We start from the raw sequence: 17,762 nt of genomic DNA on the forward strand, positions 1-17,762 counted from the left end.
TTCGAATATAGGCGGTTTATCCCCCCAACCCCAGCCGATACCGTTCATCGCCTCACTGCTGGGCCGGTAACCATGCTCCTCCCTGCGGTGCCTTGAACGAGGCTTCGGTTGCCGACCCTTGCATTCCGAAGCTCCGGCCCCGCCGTCCAACCAGCGTCTTCTCAGGAGTGATCCCATGCGCTTGTCTGCTTTCCCCTTGCTTGCCACCGGCGTTGCGATGGCAACGCTCTCGATCGCCGGCCCGGCCACCGCCGCCACCGAGGTGGTGCTGCGCTCGGAGGTGACGCCACAGCCACTTAACCCTGCCAGAGGCGACGCCAGTCCCCAGGCCAGCGTGCTGTGGGGCGACATCACCAAAGATGTGCCCAGTGGCGCCATCATCGAGTTCAAGGAAGGCTTTGCCTCGCCCCCACATATTCACAACATCACCTACCGTGCGGTCGTCATCGAGGGTGCCGTGCACAATGATGACCCGGATGCCGCCACTATGTGGATGGGTCCGGGGTCGTTCTGGACACAGCCGGCTGGCGAGGACCACATTACCTCCGCCATCGCCGAAGAAGGCGCCACCATCTTTCTGGAAATTCTGAAGGGCCCCTACCTGGTCCAGCCCTCGGACCAGGCCTTCGACAATGGCGAGAAACCCGTCAACCTGGAAGCCGGCAATATGGTCTGGCTGCATGCCGATGCCATCAACTGGCTCGAGGTACCCGGCCAGTCGCAGGAAAAGGGCGCCGAAGTGGCCTTTCTCTGGGGAAGCACCGCGCCCGGAGAAGCCAACGGCTCCCTGCTGAAGATCCCGGCAGGAGCCTCGGGGACCATCAGCGGGGACGGCGACACCTTGCGCGCGGTTGTCATCCAGGGCGACGCCGAACTGAGCGGGGCCGATATTCAGGGCTCGTCACCGCTTCCCTCTGGCAGCTATTTCAGCGCGAATGACGACTCGGCTCCGCTCTTGACCTGCACCTCGGACGCCGAATGCCTGTTCTACTTGCGCACGGATGGCAGCTTCGACTTCGCCTCGCGCTGACCTGCTGACGCCTCGCGTTCGCCGTGCCCCCGGCCTCCCGGCCTCCTGGAAAAATTCGTGCAGGCTCGATACCGCGCCTCTGCCCTCCGGGGCGGCTCGGTGCTGCCGCCCGGCCCGGCCGGGGGGGCGCTGCGCATGGTGAAGGCATCGCCGAGGCAGGGTAAGGCATCGCCGAGGCATGGGTAAGGCATGGGTAAGGCATCGCCGGAGCGCCACCGCGACGCGGCCCTTTCATGCCCTGCCTCGGCTCAGCAGCTAACCGCGCTATCTGCGGCGTGGCGCTTGCCTTAAGCTGGTGCCGGGGCCATCAACGTCACCGGGAGCCTAGTGAATGGACACAGATGGACTACGCCTGTTTGTACTGGCGGCCGAGACGCTGAATATCAGCGCGGCGGGACGCCAGCTCGGCATCGCGCCGGCGGTCGCCAGCGCTCGACTATCCAAGCTGGAACATCAGGTCGGCGCCGACCTGCTGCATCGCTCTACCCGCAAGGTATCGTTGTCCCAGGAAGGGGCAGCCTTTCTTCCCTTCGCCAAGGAGATGCTGGCCCAGGAGGACGCAGGGCTCGCCGCCCTCGGCAAGGACAGCGAAGAGGCGACCGGGCGCCTGCGATTTGCCGCCTCCAGCACCTTCGCTCAGCTCTATGTCGCGCCGATTCTGCCGGAATTTCTCGAACGCTATCCCAGCGTCAGCCTGGAGTTGCGCCTGTCGGATACCCAGACCAACCTGATCGAGGGTGGGTTTGACCTGGCCTTGCGCAACTATCCGATCGAGGACAGCAACCTCAAGGCACGCAAGCTGGCCGACGACAAGCGCGTACTGTGTGCCTCCCCCAACTACCTGAAGCGCCACGGCGTGCCCAGGACGCCGCAGGACCTGCAAAGCCATCGGCTGGTGGCCTTTCAGGGTGGCACGCCGCGGGCGTTATCGAAGAACGGGATGCGCACCCCTCACACCTTTCCCCCGGCCGGGGCCAAGCCCCGCGTGACTTGCGACGATGGCGCCAGCATGAGGGTGGCCGCGGTGGCGGGCACCGGCATCACCATGCATGCGCTGTGGAGCATCCACAAGGACCTGGAACAGGGAACGCTGGTCAGGGTTCTGCCCGACCACGAGGTCGACGATCATTCCGCCATCTGGCTGGTTTACCCGAAAGCCAACGTGCTGACCGCCAAGGTCCGGGTGTTCATCGACTTCCTGCTGGAGAAGATCGGCACACCACCGATCTGGGACAGGCACTGACAGCACTACGCCGTACTAAGCCGTACTAAGCCGTAGCCGGCGCGCACTGTCAGCGATTTCCAGAAACTGATTCCCGGGTCATGGCGTTTTTTTCCAAGGCGGCATCGGCAATCCTGTAGGCATCGATTCACACCCTCTACAGGAGACCGACAATGTCCACCTCATCGATGTCCGCCATGGTCCTCAACCGCTACGGCGAGGACGCGCCGTTCGAATCCGCCACCCTGTCTCGCCCCCAGGTCAGCGCCGGTCAGGTGGTGGTGCGTATCGCCGCCACCAGCGTCAACACCATCGACACCATGATCCGTCAGCTGGGCCAGGAGGAGCTGCCGATCGCACCGGATCTGCCCGCCGTGCTCGGCATGGACTTTGCCGGCACCATCGAGGAAGTCGGCGAAGGCGTCACCGGCTTCGCCCCGGGTGATGAGGTCTACGGCTGCGCCGGCGGGCTCACCGACCTACAGGGCAGTCTGGCCGAGTACATGCTCGCCGACGCCCGACTGATTGCGCACAAACCGCGTTCCCTGTCGATGCGTGACGCCGCGGCCCTGCCACTGGTCGCCATCACCGCCTACGAAGGCCTGACCCGCGCAGGCGCAGGGACCGGCGATAAAGTACTGGTGCATGGCGGTGCCGGTGGCGTCGGCCATGTGGCGGTGCAGCTTGCCCGCCATCTGGGGTGTGAGGTCTACGCCACCGGTTCGGGAGAGCATCAGCGCGAACTGATCGAAGGCTTCGGTGCCACCGCCATCGACTTCAAGACCCAGAGCGTCGATGACTACGTCAACCAGCACACCGATGGTGCCGGCTTCGACGTCATCTTCGACAGCGTCGGCGGCCCCAACCTGATCAACTCCTTCAATGCGGTCAAGCTCAACGGCCAGGTGGCGACGACCATGTCGCTGGCCGAACTGGACATGACGCCGGCGCACTTCAAGGGCGCCTCGCTGCACGTGATCTTCATGCTGATTCCGATGATCCACAACGTCGGTCGGGAAGTGCACGGCACCATCCTGTCGACGCTTGCCGAGATCATCGATTCGGGGGCACTGACGCCGCTGGTGGACGACAATCGCTTCGCCCTGGCCGACGTCGGCAAGGCCTACGCCCACCTCACCTCGGGCAAGGCCGTCGGCAAGGTGGTCGTGGAGGTCGAGGGCTGATCAGGAAAACCAGCGTTTCAAGGTAGCGCTGGCCCTGTCCTTGTGCTCATCCTTGACGTAGGCCGCCACGGTCATCAGTGCCACCGCCAGCATGCCCATGTCGTCGGTGTAGCCGACCAGCGGGGTCAGATCCGGCAGGGCATCCAGCGGTGAGATGAAGTAGCCGAGCGCACCGTAGATGGTGGTCTTGGCCCACACGGGGGTGTCCTTGTCCCGGGCGGCGTAGTAGAGCGTCAGCGCCCGGGACAGGGTGACCTCGCCGGCGGCCTTGGCGTAGCGCCCGACCTTGGCCCAGAAGCGCTCGTCGGAATAGTGGCCCTGGTGCTCTTCGATCGGCTCTCCGGCCAGGATGACCTGCTGGGTTGTCTCGTCTTTCATTGTTTCCTCCCGTTGCGCTGTGGCATCGCCCGCTGCCCTTCCCTGAGCCGGCCCCAGTCGGCGATACCATTATCGACGATACCTTTATCGCCGATACCGCTGTCCTAGTGAAGCAGGACTCACCGTGTCAGTTCAATGGTGTCGCCCTGCCCCGTGCCTGCGCCAGCATCATCGGATGTTTCGTGTCGATTGTTGCCGCAAACGAAAAAGTGATTCCGCCGCGAGCCTCTTTTTCCCCGCCCCTGACGGCGCCACACTCCATTACAACGATTAGGGCTTGTCTGAAAAGTGCCTGCGCTCGGTAATACGGCGTTAAAAATCGGATCAAAATGCTCATTTACACCCCGTAAACTGCGCTTTCTCACCGATTTTTGCCTTGTCTAACCTTCGCTCGTCGACTTTTCGGACAGCGCCTAGCGTTCTATCGAATTGATACGCCTCCCCTCGAGGCAGGAGCCAAGATGAGCTTGCAACGACTGACCAGTGGCCCCTTGACCCTGGGTCTGGAGCTGGCGCTGGACAATGACTGGAGCCCCGCCGGTGAAGCCGCCCGCCTGCGCGATGGTCGCGCCTTCGGCGTCCCCGATCTGAGCGAACACCTTAACCCTGTCCAGCTGGCCGATCGCCTCGGCTTTCGTGCGCTGTGGCTGCGCGATGTACCGCTCTACGACCCGCATTTTGGCGACGCCGGTCAGGTGTTCGAGATGTTCACCTACCTGGGCTATCTGGCGGCGTCCACGCAGCATGCACTGTTGGGCACCGCCGCTGCGGTGCTGCCGCTGCGCATGCCCTGGCTGGTCAGAAAGGCCGCCGCGAGCGTGCAACAGCTCAGCGGTGACCGGCTGCTGCTGGGTGTCGCCAGCGGTGACCGTCCGGTGGAGTATCCGCTGTTCGGCATACCTTTCGAGCAGCGCGGCGAGGCCTTTCGCGACGCCGTCGCGGTGCTGAGGGGCGATCAGGATGCGCGCCTGGACGCGGGCCAGGCGCTGCTGCCGATGGCGACGCCACCGCCCCTGCTGGTGGCCGGTCTGGCCCAGCAGCGCCCGGACTGGGTCGGTCAGCACATGGATGCCTGGCTGGCCTACCCCGGCACGCCGGAGGACCACCGCCGTCGGGTCGGCCTGTGGCGCGAGGTGGCCGGCGACAAGCCCTACATCAGCTTCCTGCACCTGGACCTGGCCGAGCGCGCGGACGAACCGCCTCGCCGCCACCGCTTCGGGCTGAGGGTCGGCAGCCAGGGATTGATCGCCGAGCTCGAGGCCATGCAGGCCGCCGGCGTCAATCACATCGGCCTGAACCTGCGCCGCAACCAGGCGCCGGTGGAAGAGACCCTGCATCGCCTGGCCGAGGAGGTATTGCCGGCCTTCGATGCTGGCTAGGCTCACCGCGCAGCGACGTGCGACTAACAGCCGGCTCGTCACCCTTTCCACACTCAGGACGCCAGGCCCATCCCACCAGTGCCCTTGCCGTACATTTCGGCAAAGCCGGGGATGCGTGCCTCCCACTGGGGTGGCGAGCCGACCATCTCGCGCAGAATCTCGATAAAGCGCCGGGTACGCAGCGGCATCTCGCGGTGGGGATAGAGCAGCGTGATGACGCCGAACTCCGGCAGTGCCAGGTCGGTCATCAGCGGCACGATACGTCCGTCGCTGACCTCGTTGTACATGGCGAATGCCGGCAGTACCCCGATGCCCATGCCTTCCATCACCCCGCGCTTGATCACCTCGGCCTCGCTGGTGCGCACCTGGCTATTGAGCGGCAGCTTCTGCTCCCGCCCCTGGTCATCCAGGTAAGGCAGATAGTCGAGCTGGAACTGCTGTGAGCTGAAGGTCAACGCCGGCAGCCGGGCCAGGGTGGCGAGGTCTCGTGGCTCACCATGGCGCTCGATAAAGGCGGGACTGGCGCCGATCAACAGATGATTGGGCGCCAGTGGCGAGGCCACCAGATTGGAATCCTTCAGGTCGCCGACCCGCAGCACCAGGTCGTAGCCTTCACCGATCACGTCGACCCGTCGTTCTTCCAACTGCAGGTCCACCTGCACATCGGGATAGTGCTGGCGAAAGCGTCGCATCGCCTCGAAGCCCAGGCAGCGGCCGAGGATGCCCGGGGCGCTCACCTTAAGCCGTCCGCTCGGCAGCTGCTGCATGTTCTCGGCCAGCGCCTGGGTGTGGTACATCCAGTCACGCAGCTCACGCCCCTGCTGCACCATGGCCTGCCCCGCCTGGGTCAGTGACAGCGAGCGCGTGGAGCGATTGAGCAGGCGCACCCCCAGCTCCTGCTCGAGGCGCGCGATATGCTTGGACACCACCGAGCGATCCAATTCGCGGCGCTTGGCGGCCTCGGAAAAGCTGCCAAGCTCGGCCACATCGACCAGAAGCAGCAGACGACTCGGTTGGTCCATGAAGGTCTCCACAGAAGGTACAAGCGCACAGATGCGTGCATATTTGGCATCAATAATGTGCGACCAACCGGTCTAATACAAGTCTCGATCGAGGATTACACTGGCGAACCTTTTGCTCAGGAGTCGCCAGATGTCCGACCAACGCCCCCCGTGCGCCCCCCAGGTGGTGTCGCCTGCCCCCTCCCCTGCGCTTGCCGTATCGCCCTCGGAGTCTGACGACCTGCCTGCTCGAGGGGGTGCCGATAGCGCTGGCCGCACTGGACATCGCAAGGCGAGTCGCACGGCACGTCGTACAGCACCGCGTAAGACACCTCGTGCAATACGTCGCCTGGCCCGAGGCCTGGGGCTCGCCGCCCTGGCGCTGTTGCTGGCAGCCTGCCAACCCGGCGAAGGTCAGGGCGGACAGGGTGACGCTGCCAATGGCGCGGGCTCTGCGCCCGCGCCTCGGGTCGAGGTGGTCCAGGCGGTGCGTCAGCCGGTCTCGAACTGGTATCGCTACACCACCCGCCTCGAGGCTCCCGAGCGTGTCACCCTGCGTCCCCGGGTCACCGGTCAGGTGGCCGAGATTCTGTTCGAGGAAGGCTCCCTGGTCGAACAGGGCCAACCGCTGGTTCGCCTGGACCTGGCGCCCTTCGAGGCGCGGGTGCGTGAGCTGGAGGCGGGGCTTGCCAGGGGCAGGGCCGAGCTGGCCCGCGCCAACGGTGAGGCCAACCGTGCCAATCAGCTGGTCGGGCGCAACCTGATGGCCCGCGAGGAAGCCGAGGCCCGGCGCGCCAGTGCCCAGGCCCAGAATGCCGAGGTCGCCTCGCTGCAGGCACAGCTCGACAGTGCTCGTCTCGATCTGGCCCACGCCGAGGTCAGCGCACCGATCAGCGGTCGCGTCTCCCGCGCCGACCTGACGGTGGGCAACGTGGTCAGCGCCGGCCAGAGCGTGTTGACCACCATCGTCAGCACCGACCAGGTCGACGCCTACTTCGATATCGACGAGCGCAGCTGGAACCGCGACTTTGCCGAGATCACCGCCGATCAGGGCTGGCCGGTAGAACTGCAGCTGGCCGGCCAGGACGACTTCGCCTACCAGGGCGAGCTCGACTTTATCGACAACCGGGTCGATGAGGCGACCGGCACCCTGAGGGTGCGAGCTCGCTTCGACGCCGGGCATCCCTCGCTGCGCCCCGGCGCCTTCGCCCGGGTGCAGATCGCTGCCGCCCGCCATCGCGATGGGGTGCTGGTGCCCGACCGCGCCGTCGGCACCGACCTCGACGCCAACTTTGTACTGGTCGCCGACGAACAGGGCAAACTCGCCTACCGCAAGGTCACCACCGGCGCCCGCTTCGGGGCCTGGCGCGAGATCAGCGAAGGGCTCGAGGGCGGTGAGTCCGTGGTCGCCGCCGGTCCTTCGAAGTTCGGCCCCGGCATGGCGATCTCTCCTGCGCTGGTCGACGGCCCCGACCGCGCCCCGCTGGAGCAACTGCGAGAGCGTACCCGTCGCCTGGCCGAACGCCTCGACGCCGCGCCCGGCTCCCCCACTGCGTCTGTCTCTGAATTGGTCCCCGGCCCCGTTACCGATGCCGCCTCGGGCGACACCACTGGCGATGCGGGCACGCTGGCCGCCGACGCCAAGCACCTCGACCAGGAGCCTGCGCGCACATGAACCTGTCGAACTTCTTTATCCGACGCCCGGTATTCGCTGCGGTGCTGTCGATCCTGATCGTGGTGGCCGGCAGCCTGGCGCTGTTCAAGTTGCCGGTCTCTGAGTATCCCGAGGTGGTGCCACCCACCGTGGTGGTCAAGGCCAACTACCCCGGCGCCAATCCGGAGGTCATCGCCAAGACCGTGGCCACCCCGCTGGAGCAGGAGATCACCGGGGTCGAGGGCATGCTGTACATGGACTCCCAGTCCACCGCCGACGGCAACCTGACGCTGACCGTGACCTTCGCCCTCGGCACCGACCTGGACCAGGCCCAGGTCAACGTCCAGAACCGGGTGGCCCGCGCCACGCCTCGCCTGCCCCAGGAGGTCCAGGCGCTGGGGGTGACCACCGAGAAGTCGTCACCCAACCTGACCATGGTGGTCCACCTGACCTCACCGGATGGGCGCTACGACCAGCTATGGCTGTCGAACTTCGCGCGGCTGAACCTCCAGGACGACATCGCGCGCCTTGAGGGTGTGGGTGACGTCGGCCTGTTCGGGGCCGGCGAGTACGCCATGCGGGTGTGGCTCGACCCGGACGCCATCGCCTCCCGGGGCCTCGGCGCCAGCGACGTGGTGGCGGCACTGCGTGAACAGAACCAGCAGGTCGCCGCCGGCAGCCTGGGCGCCCAGCCGGCCCCGCGCGAGAGCCAGTTCCAGCGTCTGCTCAACGTCAAGGGACGGTTGTCTTCGCCTGAAGAATTTCGCGAGATCGTGATCCGGGTGGACGACGACGGCCGCATCACCCGCCTGGGCGACGTCGCCCGGGTGGAGCTCGGTGCCGACCAGTACGCCCTGCGCGCCCAGCTCGACGGCAAGGACGCGGTGGCCTTGCCGGTGTTCCAGCGTCCGGGCTCCAACGCCATCGCCCTGTCCGATGGCGTGCGCGACTATATGGCCGAGGCCGCCGAGACCTTCCCCGACGGCGTCGACTACGACATCGTCTACGACCCCACCGTGTTCGTGCGCGGCTCCATCGAGGCGGTGGTGCATACGCTGCTGGAGGCGGTGCTGCTGGTGGTGGTCGTGGTGGTGCTGTTCCTGCAGACCTGGCGAGCATCGCTGATTCCGCTGATCGCGGTGCCGGTCTCGCTGATCGGCACCTTCGCGGTGATGCAGCTGATCGGCGTATCGATCAATACGCTGTCACTGTTCGGCCTGGTGCTGGCGATTGGCATCGTGGTGGACGACGCCATCGTGGTGGTGGAGAACGTCGAGCGCAATATCGAACTCGGCCACTCGCCCTATGAGGCCACCCGCATCGCTATGAGCGAGGTCACCGGGCCGATCATCGCCATCGCCCTGGTACTGACCGCGGTATTCGTGCCGACCGCCTTCATCAGCGGTCTGACCGGACAGTTCTACCAGCAGTTCGCGCTGACCATCACCATCTCGACGCTGATCTCGGCGTTCAACTCGCTGACCCTGTCACCGGCGCTGTCGGCGCTGTTGCTCAAGCCCCACGGGGCGAAGCCCGACTGGCTGACCCGGCTGATCGACGCCCTGTTCGGCCGCTGGCTGTTCAGCCCCTTCAACCGGGCCTTCGCTGCCATGTCGCGGGGCTACACCGGGCTGATTCGTCGCCTGCTGCGCTTCGGGCTGATCGTCGGTCTCGGCTACCTGGCGTTGCTGGGACTCACCGGCAAGCTGTTTCAGGAGGTCCCCGGCGGCTTCATTCCGTCCCAGGACAAGCAATACCTGGTGGCCATGGCCCAGTTACCCGACGCCGCGAGCCTCGAGCGCACCAGCGAGGTGCTCGCCGAGATGCAGGAGATCGCCCTGGCAACGCCGGGCGTGGCCAACACCGTGGCCTTCCCCGGTCTTTCGGTGAATGGCTTCGTCAATGCCTCCAACTCGGGCATCGTCTTCACCCCGCTTGCGCCCTTCGATGAGCGCCAGTCGCCGGAGCTTTCGGCCGGCGCCATCGCCGCCCGCCTCAATGCCCAGTTCGCCCAGATCGACGAGGCCTACGTGGCGGTGTTCCCGCCTCCGCCGATCCTTGGCCTCGGCACCACCGGGGGCTTCAAGCTGCAGCTGCAGGACCGCGGCAACGTCGGCTTCGACGGGCTGTTCGAGGCGACCCAGGCGGTGGTCGGCGCCGCCAATCAGGACCCGCGGCTGGCCGGTGTCTACTCGAGCTATCGCATCCAGGTGCCGCAGTACGACGTGGAGGTGGACCGCGAGCAGGCGCTGGTGATGAATGTCTCGCTGGACGCGGTGTTCGACACCCTGCAGATCTACCTGGGGTCGCTCTACGTCAACGACATCAACCGCTTCGGCCGGACCTATCAGGTACGCGCCCAGGCCGACGCCGAATACCGCCTGGACGCCGAGGCCATCCGCCAGCTCAAGGTGCGCAGCAACGACGGCCGGATGATCCCGCTGGGCAGCTTCGTCGAGATCAGCCCGACCACCGGGCCGGACCGGGTCATGCACTACAACACCTTCGTCAGCGCCGACATCAACGGCTCGCCGGCGCCGGGCATGTCCAGTGACCAGGCCAAGCAGGCGATCGAGGAGGTGCTGGCCACCACCCTGCCGGCCGGCGTGGCCTACGAGTGGACCGAGGTCACCTACCAGCAGGTGCTGGCGGGCAACACCATGATCTACGTCTTCCCGCTGGTGGTGCTGCTGGTGTTCCTGGTGCTGGCGGCCCAGTACGAGAGCTGGTCGCTACCGTTCTCGATCATCCTGATCGTGCCGATGACGCTGCTGTCGGCCATGGCCGGTGTGTGGCTGACCGGCGGTGACAACAACATCTTCACCCGCATCGGCTTGATCGTGCTGGTGGCGCTGGCCTGCAAGAACGCCATCCTGCTGGTGGAGTTCGCCCGCGAGCAGCAGAGCCAGGGACAGTCGCGACTGGACGCCGTGCTGACCGCCTGCCGCCTGCGCCTGCGGCCGATCCTGATGACCTCGGTGGCCTTCACCGCAGGCGTCATCCCGCTGATGCTGGCCTCCGGTGCGGGCAGCGAAATGCGTCAGGCGATGGGCGTGGCGGTGTTCTACGGGATGATCGGGGTGACCCTGTTCGGGCTCTTGCTGACCCCGCTGTTCTATGTGGGCGTGCGTCGCCTGGTGGAACGTCGCCGGCCACGCTCAGGCGATAGCGATACCGATAGCGATACCGCGACAGCCGAGGCGACATCACCTTCCGCCTCCTGACGCCCTGCCCGCTGCCGAGTCTGGCGTTACCTGCGTCGGACTCGGCAGGCGGCCCACCATTGGCGGACGTGCATCAGAACAGGCGCGCCGCGTTCAGGGAAGCCGCAGCGCTTCGATCGACCGGGCCATATCGTCCGCCAGGGCGTGCACTGCCTGGCTATCGACCTCGCGCTGGGCGTAGGCGCGAAGGCCCATCACCTCGGCCTGTAGCCGCCGTCCCAGGCGCACCGGGTCGGCGCTCGGTTCAAGCTCGCCGGCGTCCTTGGCGGCGCGAAACTGCTCGACGAAGCAGGCTTCCATGGCCTCGAGCAGGGCCTCGGCCTTGCCCAGCGCCGCCTGCTCTCGCTCGCCCAGCTCCAGCAGGCTCTTCACCAGCATGCAGGCCCGGCTGGGAAGCTCCTGGTCCCGCAGACAGCCCAGCTTGCGCAGGTAGGCGGCCAGCCCCGACAAGGGCGAGTCGTACTCGGCCAGGGTACGCTCGAGCTCGACCAGTCCGAGCCGGGCATAGCGTTCCAGCGCCTCCTGAAACAACGCATCCTTGCTGCCGAAGGCGGCATAGATGCTGCCCGGCCGCATATCGAGGGTGCGTTCCAGGTCCTTGAGCGAGGTGGCGTGGAACCCCTTCTGCCAGAACAGGTGCAGGGCACGTTCCAGCGAATCCTGACGGTTATGTAGTGTCGCGCGCGGCATGGATGGGTCCGGTGTCGTGGCCGGTACGGCCTTCAGAAAATTGAGCAACTGCTCAAATTTTAACTTGAGTGATCGCTCAGGTATAGCTAGAGTATGCCCGAACGGCTTTCAGCAGGGCCTGCTGGCGGCCAATTTTGAGCAATCGCTCAAAAAATTCGGAATCAATGGCGCGTGCAACGCCCCGGTCTGCAACGGTCTGCGGCCTTGCCACAGGCGCCATCACACAGGAGAACCCGATGACCGACTTTAGCCTCCACGACAAGCAAAGCGCCCCCGAAGAGAGCCAGGCACTGCTCGACAACTCGGTCAACGCCTTTGGCATGATCCCCAACCTGCACGCGGTCATGGCCGAGGCACCGGGCCTGCTGGAAGGCTACCAGCGCCTGCACCAGCTATTCCTGGATTCCTCCTTCGATGCCGAGGAAACCACCGTGGTGTGGCAGACCATCAACGTCGAGCACAACTGCCACTACTGCGTGCCGGCCCACACCGCCATCGCCAAGCAGATGGAAGTGGATGACGCCGTCTCCGACGCCCTGCGCAACGAAGACCCGCTGCCCAACGAGCGCCTCGAAGCGCTGCGTACCTTCACCCTGTCGGTCGTGCGCGAACGTGGCAACGTCGATGACGACGCCGTGCAGGCCTTCCTCGACGCCGGCTACACTAAGCGCCAGGTGCTCGAAGTGATCCTGGCCCTGTCCCAGAAGGTCATGAGCAACTACACCAATCACCTGGCCAACACCCCGGTGGACGAACCCTTCGCCAAGTTCGACTGGAAGAAGGCCGAGTAACGACCACCCTATCGACAGGACGCCTCTGTGGCGTCCTGTCGAGGTGACTGGTCGTGGTGACTGGCCGAGGCCACCGAAGGCCCCGTCGATCGCGACGGACTCGATCAAGGAGACGCCATGACTGCCCCAGAACGCCCCGACGTGCTGGTCTTCGACGTCAACGAGACGTTGCTCGACCTGACCCACCTTGAGCCGCTGTTCGATCGGCTGTTCGGCGACCCGGCGATGCTGCGCGAATGGTTCGCCCAACTGATCCTCTACTCCCAGTCGATGACCCTGTCGGGACTCTATACGCCCTTCGGTCAGCTCGGCGCAGGCGCCCTGCGCATGACCGCCGAGATTCACGGGGTCACCCTCGAGCAGAACGATCTCGACGAACTGGGTGAGCGCATCGGCTCCATGCCGGCGCACCCCGACGTGGCCCCGGCACTCGAGCGGCTTCGCCAGGCCGGCTTTCGCCTGGTCACCCTGACCAACTCGGCACCGGGCGCTGGCCCCACGCCGCTGGAAAAGGCAGGACTGGCCGAGTATTTCGAACGCTCATTCAGCGTCGACCAGGTCAAAAAGTTCAAGCCCGCGCCGGACACCTACGCCCAGGTCGCCGAGGCCATGCAGACACCGCCATCTAGACTGTGCCTGATTGCCTGCCACCTGTGGGATACCATCGGCGCCCAGGCCGCCGGCTGGCAGGGTGCACTGGTGCTCCGGCCCTACAACGCCATGCTGCCGGCGGATGGCGTCCCGGTACCGGACTACAGTGTCGACGATATCGGCAAGTTGGCGGATCGGTTGATTGGTTCCTGATCAAGCAGCTCCGCCACTTGATTCGGCGGCCAGTCCCGCAGGCCGGGCCTGGTACTGCCTCCCGAAGACACCTTGCGAAATCACATTCTTTGCTCTACCATGCGCAGCCTCTCGACGCCGCATCCCCTGCGGCATCTGCGCGCCCGTAGCTCAGCTGGATAGAGTACCTGACTACGAATCAGGTGGTCGGAGGTTCGAATCCTCCCGGGCGCGCCATCGATTGTCTTTCTTGTATCTTGTCTGTCTTTTCTTTCTGGCCTTTCTGTCTGGCTTTTCTGTCTAGCCTTTCTATCTGACCTTTCGTTCGACGCCCTTCCAATTTCTGTACCGACGTCGACCGCGTCATCAAAACACTTTTTTACAAAAATACGACAATCCAGCAACTCCTTGTATTTGTCGCGAAACGTCCGCCAACATCGGTCTTTCTCGCCGCGATGAAACGCTTTCTCTCCTTACCCTGATTATCCTCCCCCTCCTTACCTCTTCTGTTGCACTGAATCGTCAACAACTCCTCCTATACTCGAGCGATCGGGCTCCCTTGGAGCCTCTCATCGCGTCAAATCACTGGTCATCGTGGTACGTGACCGGGTCAGGGAGACAGACGGTGTTCGCATTCAGTCCTTATCGCAACAGAGCGCAACGCTGGAGCGGTTATCTAGCGGCCAGCCTTATCATGACGATGTCCACGTCGGTGCTTGCCCAGGAGAATGACTCCCAGCAGCAGGACAATGGAAACTCGTCCAAACCCAACATTCTGGTGCTGTGGGGCGACGATATCGGGCAGTCCAACATTTCGGCCTTCACCCACGGTCTGGTGGGCTACCAGACCCCCAATATCGACCGCATCGCCGACGAAGGCATGATGTTCACCGACTACTATGGTGAACAGTCCTGCACCGCCGGCCGCTCGTCCTTCATCACCGGCCAGAGCGTGTTTCGCACAGGGCTATCCAAGGTCGGCCTGCCGGGCGCCGCTCAGGGCATCAGCGAGAAGGACCCGACCATCGCCGCCCTGCTCAAGGCCGAAGGCTACGCCACCGGCCAGTTCGGCAAGAACCACCTGGGCGATCGCGACGAACACCTGCCGACCAATCACGGTTTCGACGAATTCTTCGGTAACCTCTATCACCTCAACGCCGAGGAAGAGCCCGAGCATCCGGACTACCCTGCCGATATGGAAATGCCGGACGGCCGCACCTTCCGCGAGGCCTTCGGACCCCGTGGGGTGATCAAGTCCAGCGCCGACGGGCAGATCGAGGACACCGGACCGCTGACAAGCCAGCGAATGGAGACCATCGACGAAGAATCCTCCGCCGCGGCGCTGGATTTCATCGAGCGCAAGACCGCCGAGGGCACCCCCTGGTTTGTCTGGTGGAACGCCACCCGCATGCACTTCCGTACCCACGTCAAGGACGAGCTGCGCGGTATCTCCGGTCAGAACGAATACGCCGACGGTATGGTCGAGCACGACATGCACGTCGGCCAGTTCCTCGACAAGCTTGACGAGCTGGGCATCGCCGACAACACCATCGTGTTCTACTCCACCGACAACGGGCCGCACATGAATACCTGGCCCGACGCTGGCATGACGCCGTTTCGCGGCGAGAAGAACACCAACTGGGAAGGCGGCTGGCGGGTACCCGCCATGGTCCGCTGGCCAGGTCAGATCGAGGAAGGCTCCATCTCCAACGAGGTCATGCACCACATGGACTGGATGCCGACCTTCATGGCCGCCGTCGGCAACGATTCCATCAAGCAGGACCTGCTGGAGGGTGGCGTTCAGGCCATCGGTCGCGAGTACAACGTACATCTGGACGGCTACAACTTCCTGCCTCTGCTCACCGGGGAAAGTGAGGAAGGCCCGCGTCATGAGGTGTTCTACTTCTCCGATGACGGTGACCTGACCGCGCTGCGCTACGATGACTGGAAGCTGGTGTTCATGGAGCAGCGCATCGAGGGAACCTTCGAAGTGTGGGCGAACCCCTTCACCCCGCTGCGTGTCCCCTTGATGTTCAACCTGCGCCGCGATCCCTACGAGCGTGCTCAGCTGACCTCCAACACCTACTATGACTGGTTGCTGGATCACTCCTTCCTGGCCCTGCCCGCCCAGTCCTATGTGGCAAACTTCCTGGAGACCTTCAAGGAGTTTCCGCCACGCATGAAGGCAGCAAGTTTCAGTCTGGATCAGGTAATGGAAGCCCTGGAACAGCCCGCCAGCGTTCACTGACGCCGGCTTGAACGCCACGAGCCGCTCCCCCGGGGGCGGCTCGTCGGTGAAAAAAGACGGGTCGAAGAGCCCCTTCCATTCTCTCAAGGAACCGAGTGCATGAATCCCCCTAATCCGAGCATCCTCCAACGACAGTCACTGGCAACGCTGCTGCCCGCGGTACTGTTGTCTCTGCTTCCTGCGATGGCACTGGCCGACCCGCTGCCTTCCTGGAATGCCGGTCACAGCAAGAGCACCATCGTCGACTTTGTCGAGTCCACCAGCGATCCGGACAACGATGACTTCGTGCCACAGGAGCGACGCATCGCGGTGTTCGACAACGATGGCACCCTGTGGAGTGAGCAGCCCGCCTACACCCAGTTGCTCTACGCCCTGGACCGCGCCAGCGAGACCGACCCCGAGGCGCTCGACACGCCGCTCAAGAAGGCCGCCGCCGAAGGTGACATCGACACCCTGCTGGAGGCCGGCGAGGAAGGCATCCAGGCGCTGCTGTCGCTGTCCCACCAGGACCTGTCGCTGAGTGACTTCCAGCAGGACGTGAGCGACTGGCTGGCCAACGCCACCCACCCCGCGACCGGCCGCTTCTACACCGACATGGTCTACCAGCCGATGCTCGAACTGCTCGGCTATCTGCGCGACCACGGCTTCTCGACCTACATCGTCTCCGGTGGCGGGCTCGAGTTCATGCGCGTCTTCGCCAGCGACGTCTATGGCGTGCCGCCCCAGAACATCATCGGCAGTACCGGCGAGATGGAACTGGTCGATCTCGAAGACGATCCGCAGCTCTACAAGCGCGGCGGCGACATCTGGCTCGATGACGGCCCCGGCAAGGTGATATCGATCAACCGCCATCTGGGCCAGCGCCCGATTCTCGCCGTGGGCAACTCAGACGGCGACGTGCCGATGCTGATCTGGACCACCGAGGGCGAAGGCCCGCGCCTTGGCGTGCTGGTTCACCACACCGATGGCGAGCGCGAGGTCGCCTACGACAGCGACAGCCATATCGGACGTCTGGCCGATGGCCTGGAACAGGCTGAAGCGCGCGACTGGCAGTTGATCGACATGGCCCGCGACTGGCAACGCCTTTACCCGGAGAAACCATGAGCCTCAACGACGACATCAAGGGACTCGAGGCCGCCATCGGCGAGTCGATCATCGGCCAGCGCGACGTCATTCGGCGGCTGGTGATCGGCCTGCTGGCCGGCGGCAACCTGCTGATCGAAGGCCTGCCGGGACTGGCCAAGACCCGCGCGGTCAAGGCCATGGCGCGCCACCTGGAGGCCGACTTCAGTCGTATCCAGTTCACGCCCGACCTGCTGCCTTCCGACGTGACCGGCAGCGAGGTCTACCATCAGGGCGAGGAAGGCGCGGTATTCCGCTTTCACCCGGGCCCGCTGTTCGCCAATCTGGTGCTGGCCGACGAGATCAACCGCGCCCCGGCCAAGGTACAGTCGGCCCTGCTCGAGGCCATGGAGGAGCGCCAGGTCACGGTGGGCGGCACGACCCACAAGATGCCGGCGCTGTTCATGGTGCTGGCCACCCAGAACCCGATCGAGCAGGAAGGCACCTACCCGCTGCCCGAGGCGCAGATGGACCGCTTCATGATGCATGTGCGGGTCGACTACCCCAGCCGCGAGGAAGAGGTTCAGGTGATTCGCCTGGTGCGTCAGGAAGAGCAGGCCAACAATCGCGAGGCAAGCCCGGCCGCCGGCGACGCTACTGCTCAGGTCCCCGTGGCCCTGGCCCAGGAGGCGATCTTCGCCGCCCGCCGCGAGATCGCCGCCCTGCACGTGGCCGAGCCGATGGAGCAGTACATGGCCACGCTGGTGGACGCCACCCGTCACCCGGCGGACTTCAGCGACGACCTGGCCCGCTACATCGAACTCGGCGCCAGCCCGCGCGCCTCGCTGGCGCTCGACCGTTGCGCCCGCGCCCACGCCTGGCTCGAAGGCCGCGACTACGTGGATCCGGTGGACGTCCAGCAGGTGGCTCCGGAGGTGCTGCGCCACCGCATCGGGCTGAGCTTCGAGGCCCAGGGCCAGGGCTTCAGCGCCGACGACGCGGTCGCCACCCTGCTTGGCTGCGTGGCGCTCCCCTGAGGCCTGGTCTCGTGCAAACCCGGTCCGTACACGCCTTCTAGCCGCCAGACTTCGCCACGGCGTGAGCCTCGCCCCGGCA

At 65.1% G+C, this 17,762-nt stretch carries 14 protein-coding genes and 1 tRNA gene; 12 read left to right on the forward strand and 3 right to left on the reverse strand.

Translation table 11 applies throughout. From position 1 onward, the window contains the following. The first annotated feature begins 175 nt into the window (after window positions 1-175). From KUV74_RS02290 to KUV74_RS02300, 3 genes are all read left to right on the forward strand, one after another. Window positions 176-1,030 carry a DUF4437 domain-containing protein gene (locus KUV74_RS02290; protein ID WP_222515557.1) on the forward strand — a complete coding sequence of 285 codons (855 nt, stop codon included), beginning with the start codon at window positions 176-178 and terminating at the stop codon, window positions 1,028-1,030. A gap of 331 nt (window positions 1,031-1,361) precedes the next feature. Continuing rightward, entirely contained in the window at window positions 1,362-2,273 is a 912-nt protein-coding gene (locus KUV74_RS02295) for a LysR family transcriptional regulator (protein ID WP_222515558.1), read from the forward strand. A 152-nt stretch (window positions 2,274-2,425) separates the two neighbouring features. After that, window positions 2,426-3,436 (forward strand): zinc-dependent alcohol dehydrogenase family protein, encoded by a 1,011-nt coding sequence (locus KUV74_RS02300; RefSeq protein ID WP_261395027.1) that lies wholly within the window; start codon window positions 2,426-2,428, stop codon window positions 3,434-3,436. Here the strand turns inward: KUV74_RS02300 and KUV74_RS02305 are convergent, their stop codons facing one another. Then, entirely contained in the window at window positions 3,437-3,814 is a 378-nt protein-coding gene (locus KUV74_RS02305; RefSeq protein ID WP_045994728.1) for a YkvA family protein, read from the reverse strand. It abuts the gene before it with no gap. Window positions 3,815-4,275: 461 nt separating this feature from the next. Between KUV74_RS02305 and KUV74_RS02310 the strand changes: the two genes are divergently transcribed. After that, a complete protein-coding gene (locus tag KUV74_RS02310; protein WP_222515559.1) occupies window positions 4,276-5,193 on the forward strand; it encodes a TIGR03571 family LLM class oxidoreductase in 918 nt (305 codons plus the stop codon). Window positions 5,194-5,246: 53 nt separating this feature from the next. Here the strand turns inward: KUV74_RS02310 and KUV74_RS02315 are convergent, their stop codons facing one another. Beyond that, a complete protein-coding gene (locus KUV74_RS02315; protein ID WP_222515560.1) occupies window positions 5,247-6,215 on the reverse strand; it encodes a LysR family transcriptional regulator in 969 nt (322 codons plus the stop codon). Window positions 6,216-6,345: 130 nt separating this feature from the next. On the opposite strand from KUV74_RS02315, the gene KUV74_RS02320 reads away from it, so the two are divergent. After that, window positions 6,346-7,869 (forward strand): efflux RND transporter periplasmic adaptor subunit, encoded by a 1,524-nt coding sequence (locus tag KUV74_RS02320; protein WP_222515561.1) that lies wholly within the window; start codon window positions 6,346-6,348, stop codon window positions 7,867-7,869. Further along, window positions 7,866-11,072 (forward strand): efflux RND transporter permease subunit, encoded by a 3,207-nt coding sequence (locus KUV74_RS02325; RefSeq protein WP_261395028.1) that lies wholly within the window; start codon window positions 7,866-7,868, stop codon window positions 11,070-11,072. The genes KUV74_RS02320 and KUV74_RS02325 overlap by 4 nt, the downstream gene beginning before the upstream one ends. A gap of 93 nt (window positions 11,073-11,165) precedes the next feature. On the opposite strand, the gene KUV74_RS02330 is transcribed toward KUV74_RS02325, so the two are convergent. Further along, on the reverse strand, window positions 11,166-11,762 hold the full coding sequence (locus tag KUV74_RS02330; protein ID WP_213227637.1) for a TetR/AcrR family transcriptional regulator: 597 nt from the start codon (window positions 11,760-11,762) through the stop codon (window positions 11,166-11,168). Window positions 11,763-11,998: 236 nt separating this feature from the next. Between KUV74_RS02330 and KUV74_RS02335 the strand changes: the two genes are divergently transcribed. The 6 genes from KUV74_RS02335 (at window position 11,999) to KUV74_RS02360 (ending at window position 17,683) form a co-directional block, all read left to right on the forward strand. Then, window positions 11,999-12,553, forward strand: coding sequence for a carboxymuconolactone decarboxylase family protein (locus KUV74_RS02335; protein WP_108131421.1), 555 nt, complete (start codon window positions 11,999-12,001; stop codon window positions 12,551-12,553). A 117-nt stretch (window positions 12,554-12,670) separates the two neighbouring features. Then, window positions 12,671-13,357: a haloacid dehalogenase type II gene (locus KUV74_RS02340; RefSeq protein ID WP_045994170.1), complete on the forward strand. Its 687-nt coding sequence runs from the start codon at window positions 12,671-12,673 to the stop codon at window positions 13,355-13,357. Window positions 13,358-13,496: 139 nt separating this feature from the next. Continuing rightward, window positions 13,497-13,573, forward strand: a tRNA-Arg gene (locus KUV74_RS02345). A gap of 457 nt (window positions 13,574-14,030) precedes the next feature. After that, window positions 14,031-15,584, forward strand: a complete 1,554-nt coding sequence (locus KUV74_RS02350) for an arylsulfatase (RefSeq protein ID WP_108131420.1) — start codon at window positions 14,031-14,033, stop codon at window positions 15,582-15,584. 99 nt (window positions 15,585-15,683) lie between these two features. Next, window positions 15,684-16,688, forward strand: coding sequence for an HAD family hydrolase (locus KUV74_RS02355; protein WP_222515562.1), 1,005 nt, complete (start codon window positions 15,684-15,686; stop codon window positions 16,686-16,688). Beyond that, window positions 16,685-17,683 (forward strand): AAA family ATPase, encoded by a 999-nt coding sequence (locus tag KUV74_RS02360; RefSeq protein ID WP_222515563.1) that lies wholly within the window; start codon window positions 16,685-16,687, stop codon window positions 17,681-17,683. The genes KUV74_RS02355 and KUV74_RS02360 overlap by 4 nt, the downstream gene beginning before the upstream one ends. Window positions 17,684-17,762 lie beyond the last annotated feature (79 nt).

It is taken from the genome of Halomonas sp. DP1Y21-3, assembly GCF_019801245.1.
Lineage (GTDB): Bacteria > Pseudomonadota > Gammaproteobacteria > Pseudomonadales > Halomonadaceae > Halomonas > Halomonas litopenaei.

Excerpts from the sequence above, each read along its gene's own strand:
- KUV74_RS02290 (WP_222515557.1), top strand. The coding sequence starts at position 176 with ATGCGCTTGTCTGCTTTCCCCTTGCTTGCCACCGGCGTTGCGATGGCA.
- KUV74_RS02295 (WP_222515558.1), top strand. The coding sequence starts at position 1,362 with ATGGACACAGATGGACTACGCCTGTTTGTACTGGCGGCCGAGACGCTG.
- KUV74_RS02300 (WP_261395027.1), top strand. The coding sequence starts at position 2,426 with ATGTCCACCTCATCGATGTCCGCCATGGTCCTCAACCGCTACGGCGAG.
- KUV74_RS02305 (WP_045994728.1), bottom strand. The coding sequence starts at position 3,814 with ATGAAAGACGAGACAACCCAGCAGGTCATCCTGGCCGGAGAGCCGATC.
- KUV74_RS02310 (WP_222515559.1), top strand. The coding sequence starts at position 4,276 with ATGAGCTTGCAACGACTGACCAGTGGCCCCTTGACCCTGGGTCTGGAG.
- KUV74_RS02315 (WP_222515560.1), bottom strand. The coding sequence starts at position 6,215 with ATGGACCAACCGAGTCGTCTGCTGCTTCTGGTCGATGTGGCCGAGCTT.
- KUV74_RS02320 (WP_222515561.1), top strand. The coding sequence starts at position 6,346 with ATGTCCGACCAACGCCCCCCGTGCGCCCCCCAGGTGGTGTCGCCTGCC.
- KUV74_RS02325 (WP_261395028.1), top strand. The coding sequence starts at position 7,866 with ATGAACCTGTCGAACTTCTTTATCCGACGCCCGGTATTCGCTGCGGTG.
- KUV74_RS02330 (WP_213227637.1), bottom strand. The coding sequence starts at position 11,762 with ATGCCGCGCGCGACACTACATAACCGTCAGGATTCGCTGGAACGTGCC.
- KUV74_RS02335 (WP_108131421.1), top strand. The coding sequence starts at position 11,999 with ATGACCGACTTTAGCCTCCACGACAAGCAAAGCGCCCCCGAAGAGAGC.
- KUV74_RS02340 (WP_045994170.1), top strand. The coding sequence starts at position 12,671 with ATGACTGCCCCAGAACGCCCCGACGTGCTGGTCTTCGACGTCAACGAG.
- KUV74_RS02350 (WP_108131420.1), top strand. The coding sequence starts at position 14,031 with ATGACGATGTCCACGTCGGTGCTTGCCCAGGAGAATGACTCCCAGCAG.
- KUV74_RS02355 (WP_222515562.1), top strand. The coding sequence starts at position 15,684 with ATGAATCCCCCTAATCCGAGCATCCTCCAACGACAGTCACTGGCAACG.
- KUV74_RS02360 (WP_222515563.1), top strand. The coding sequence starts at position 16,685 with ATGAGCCTCAACGACGACATCAAGGGACTCGAGGCCGCCATCGGCGAG.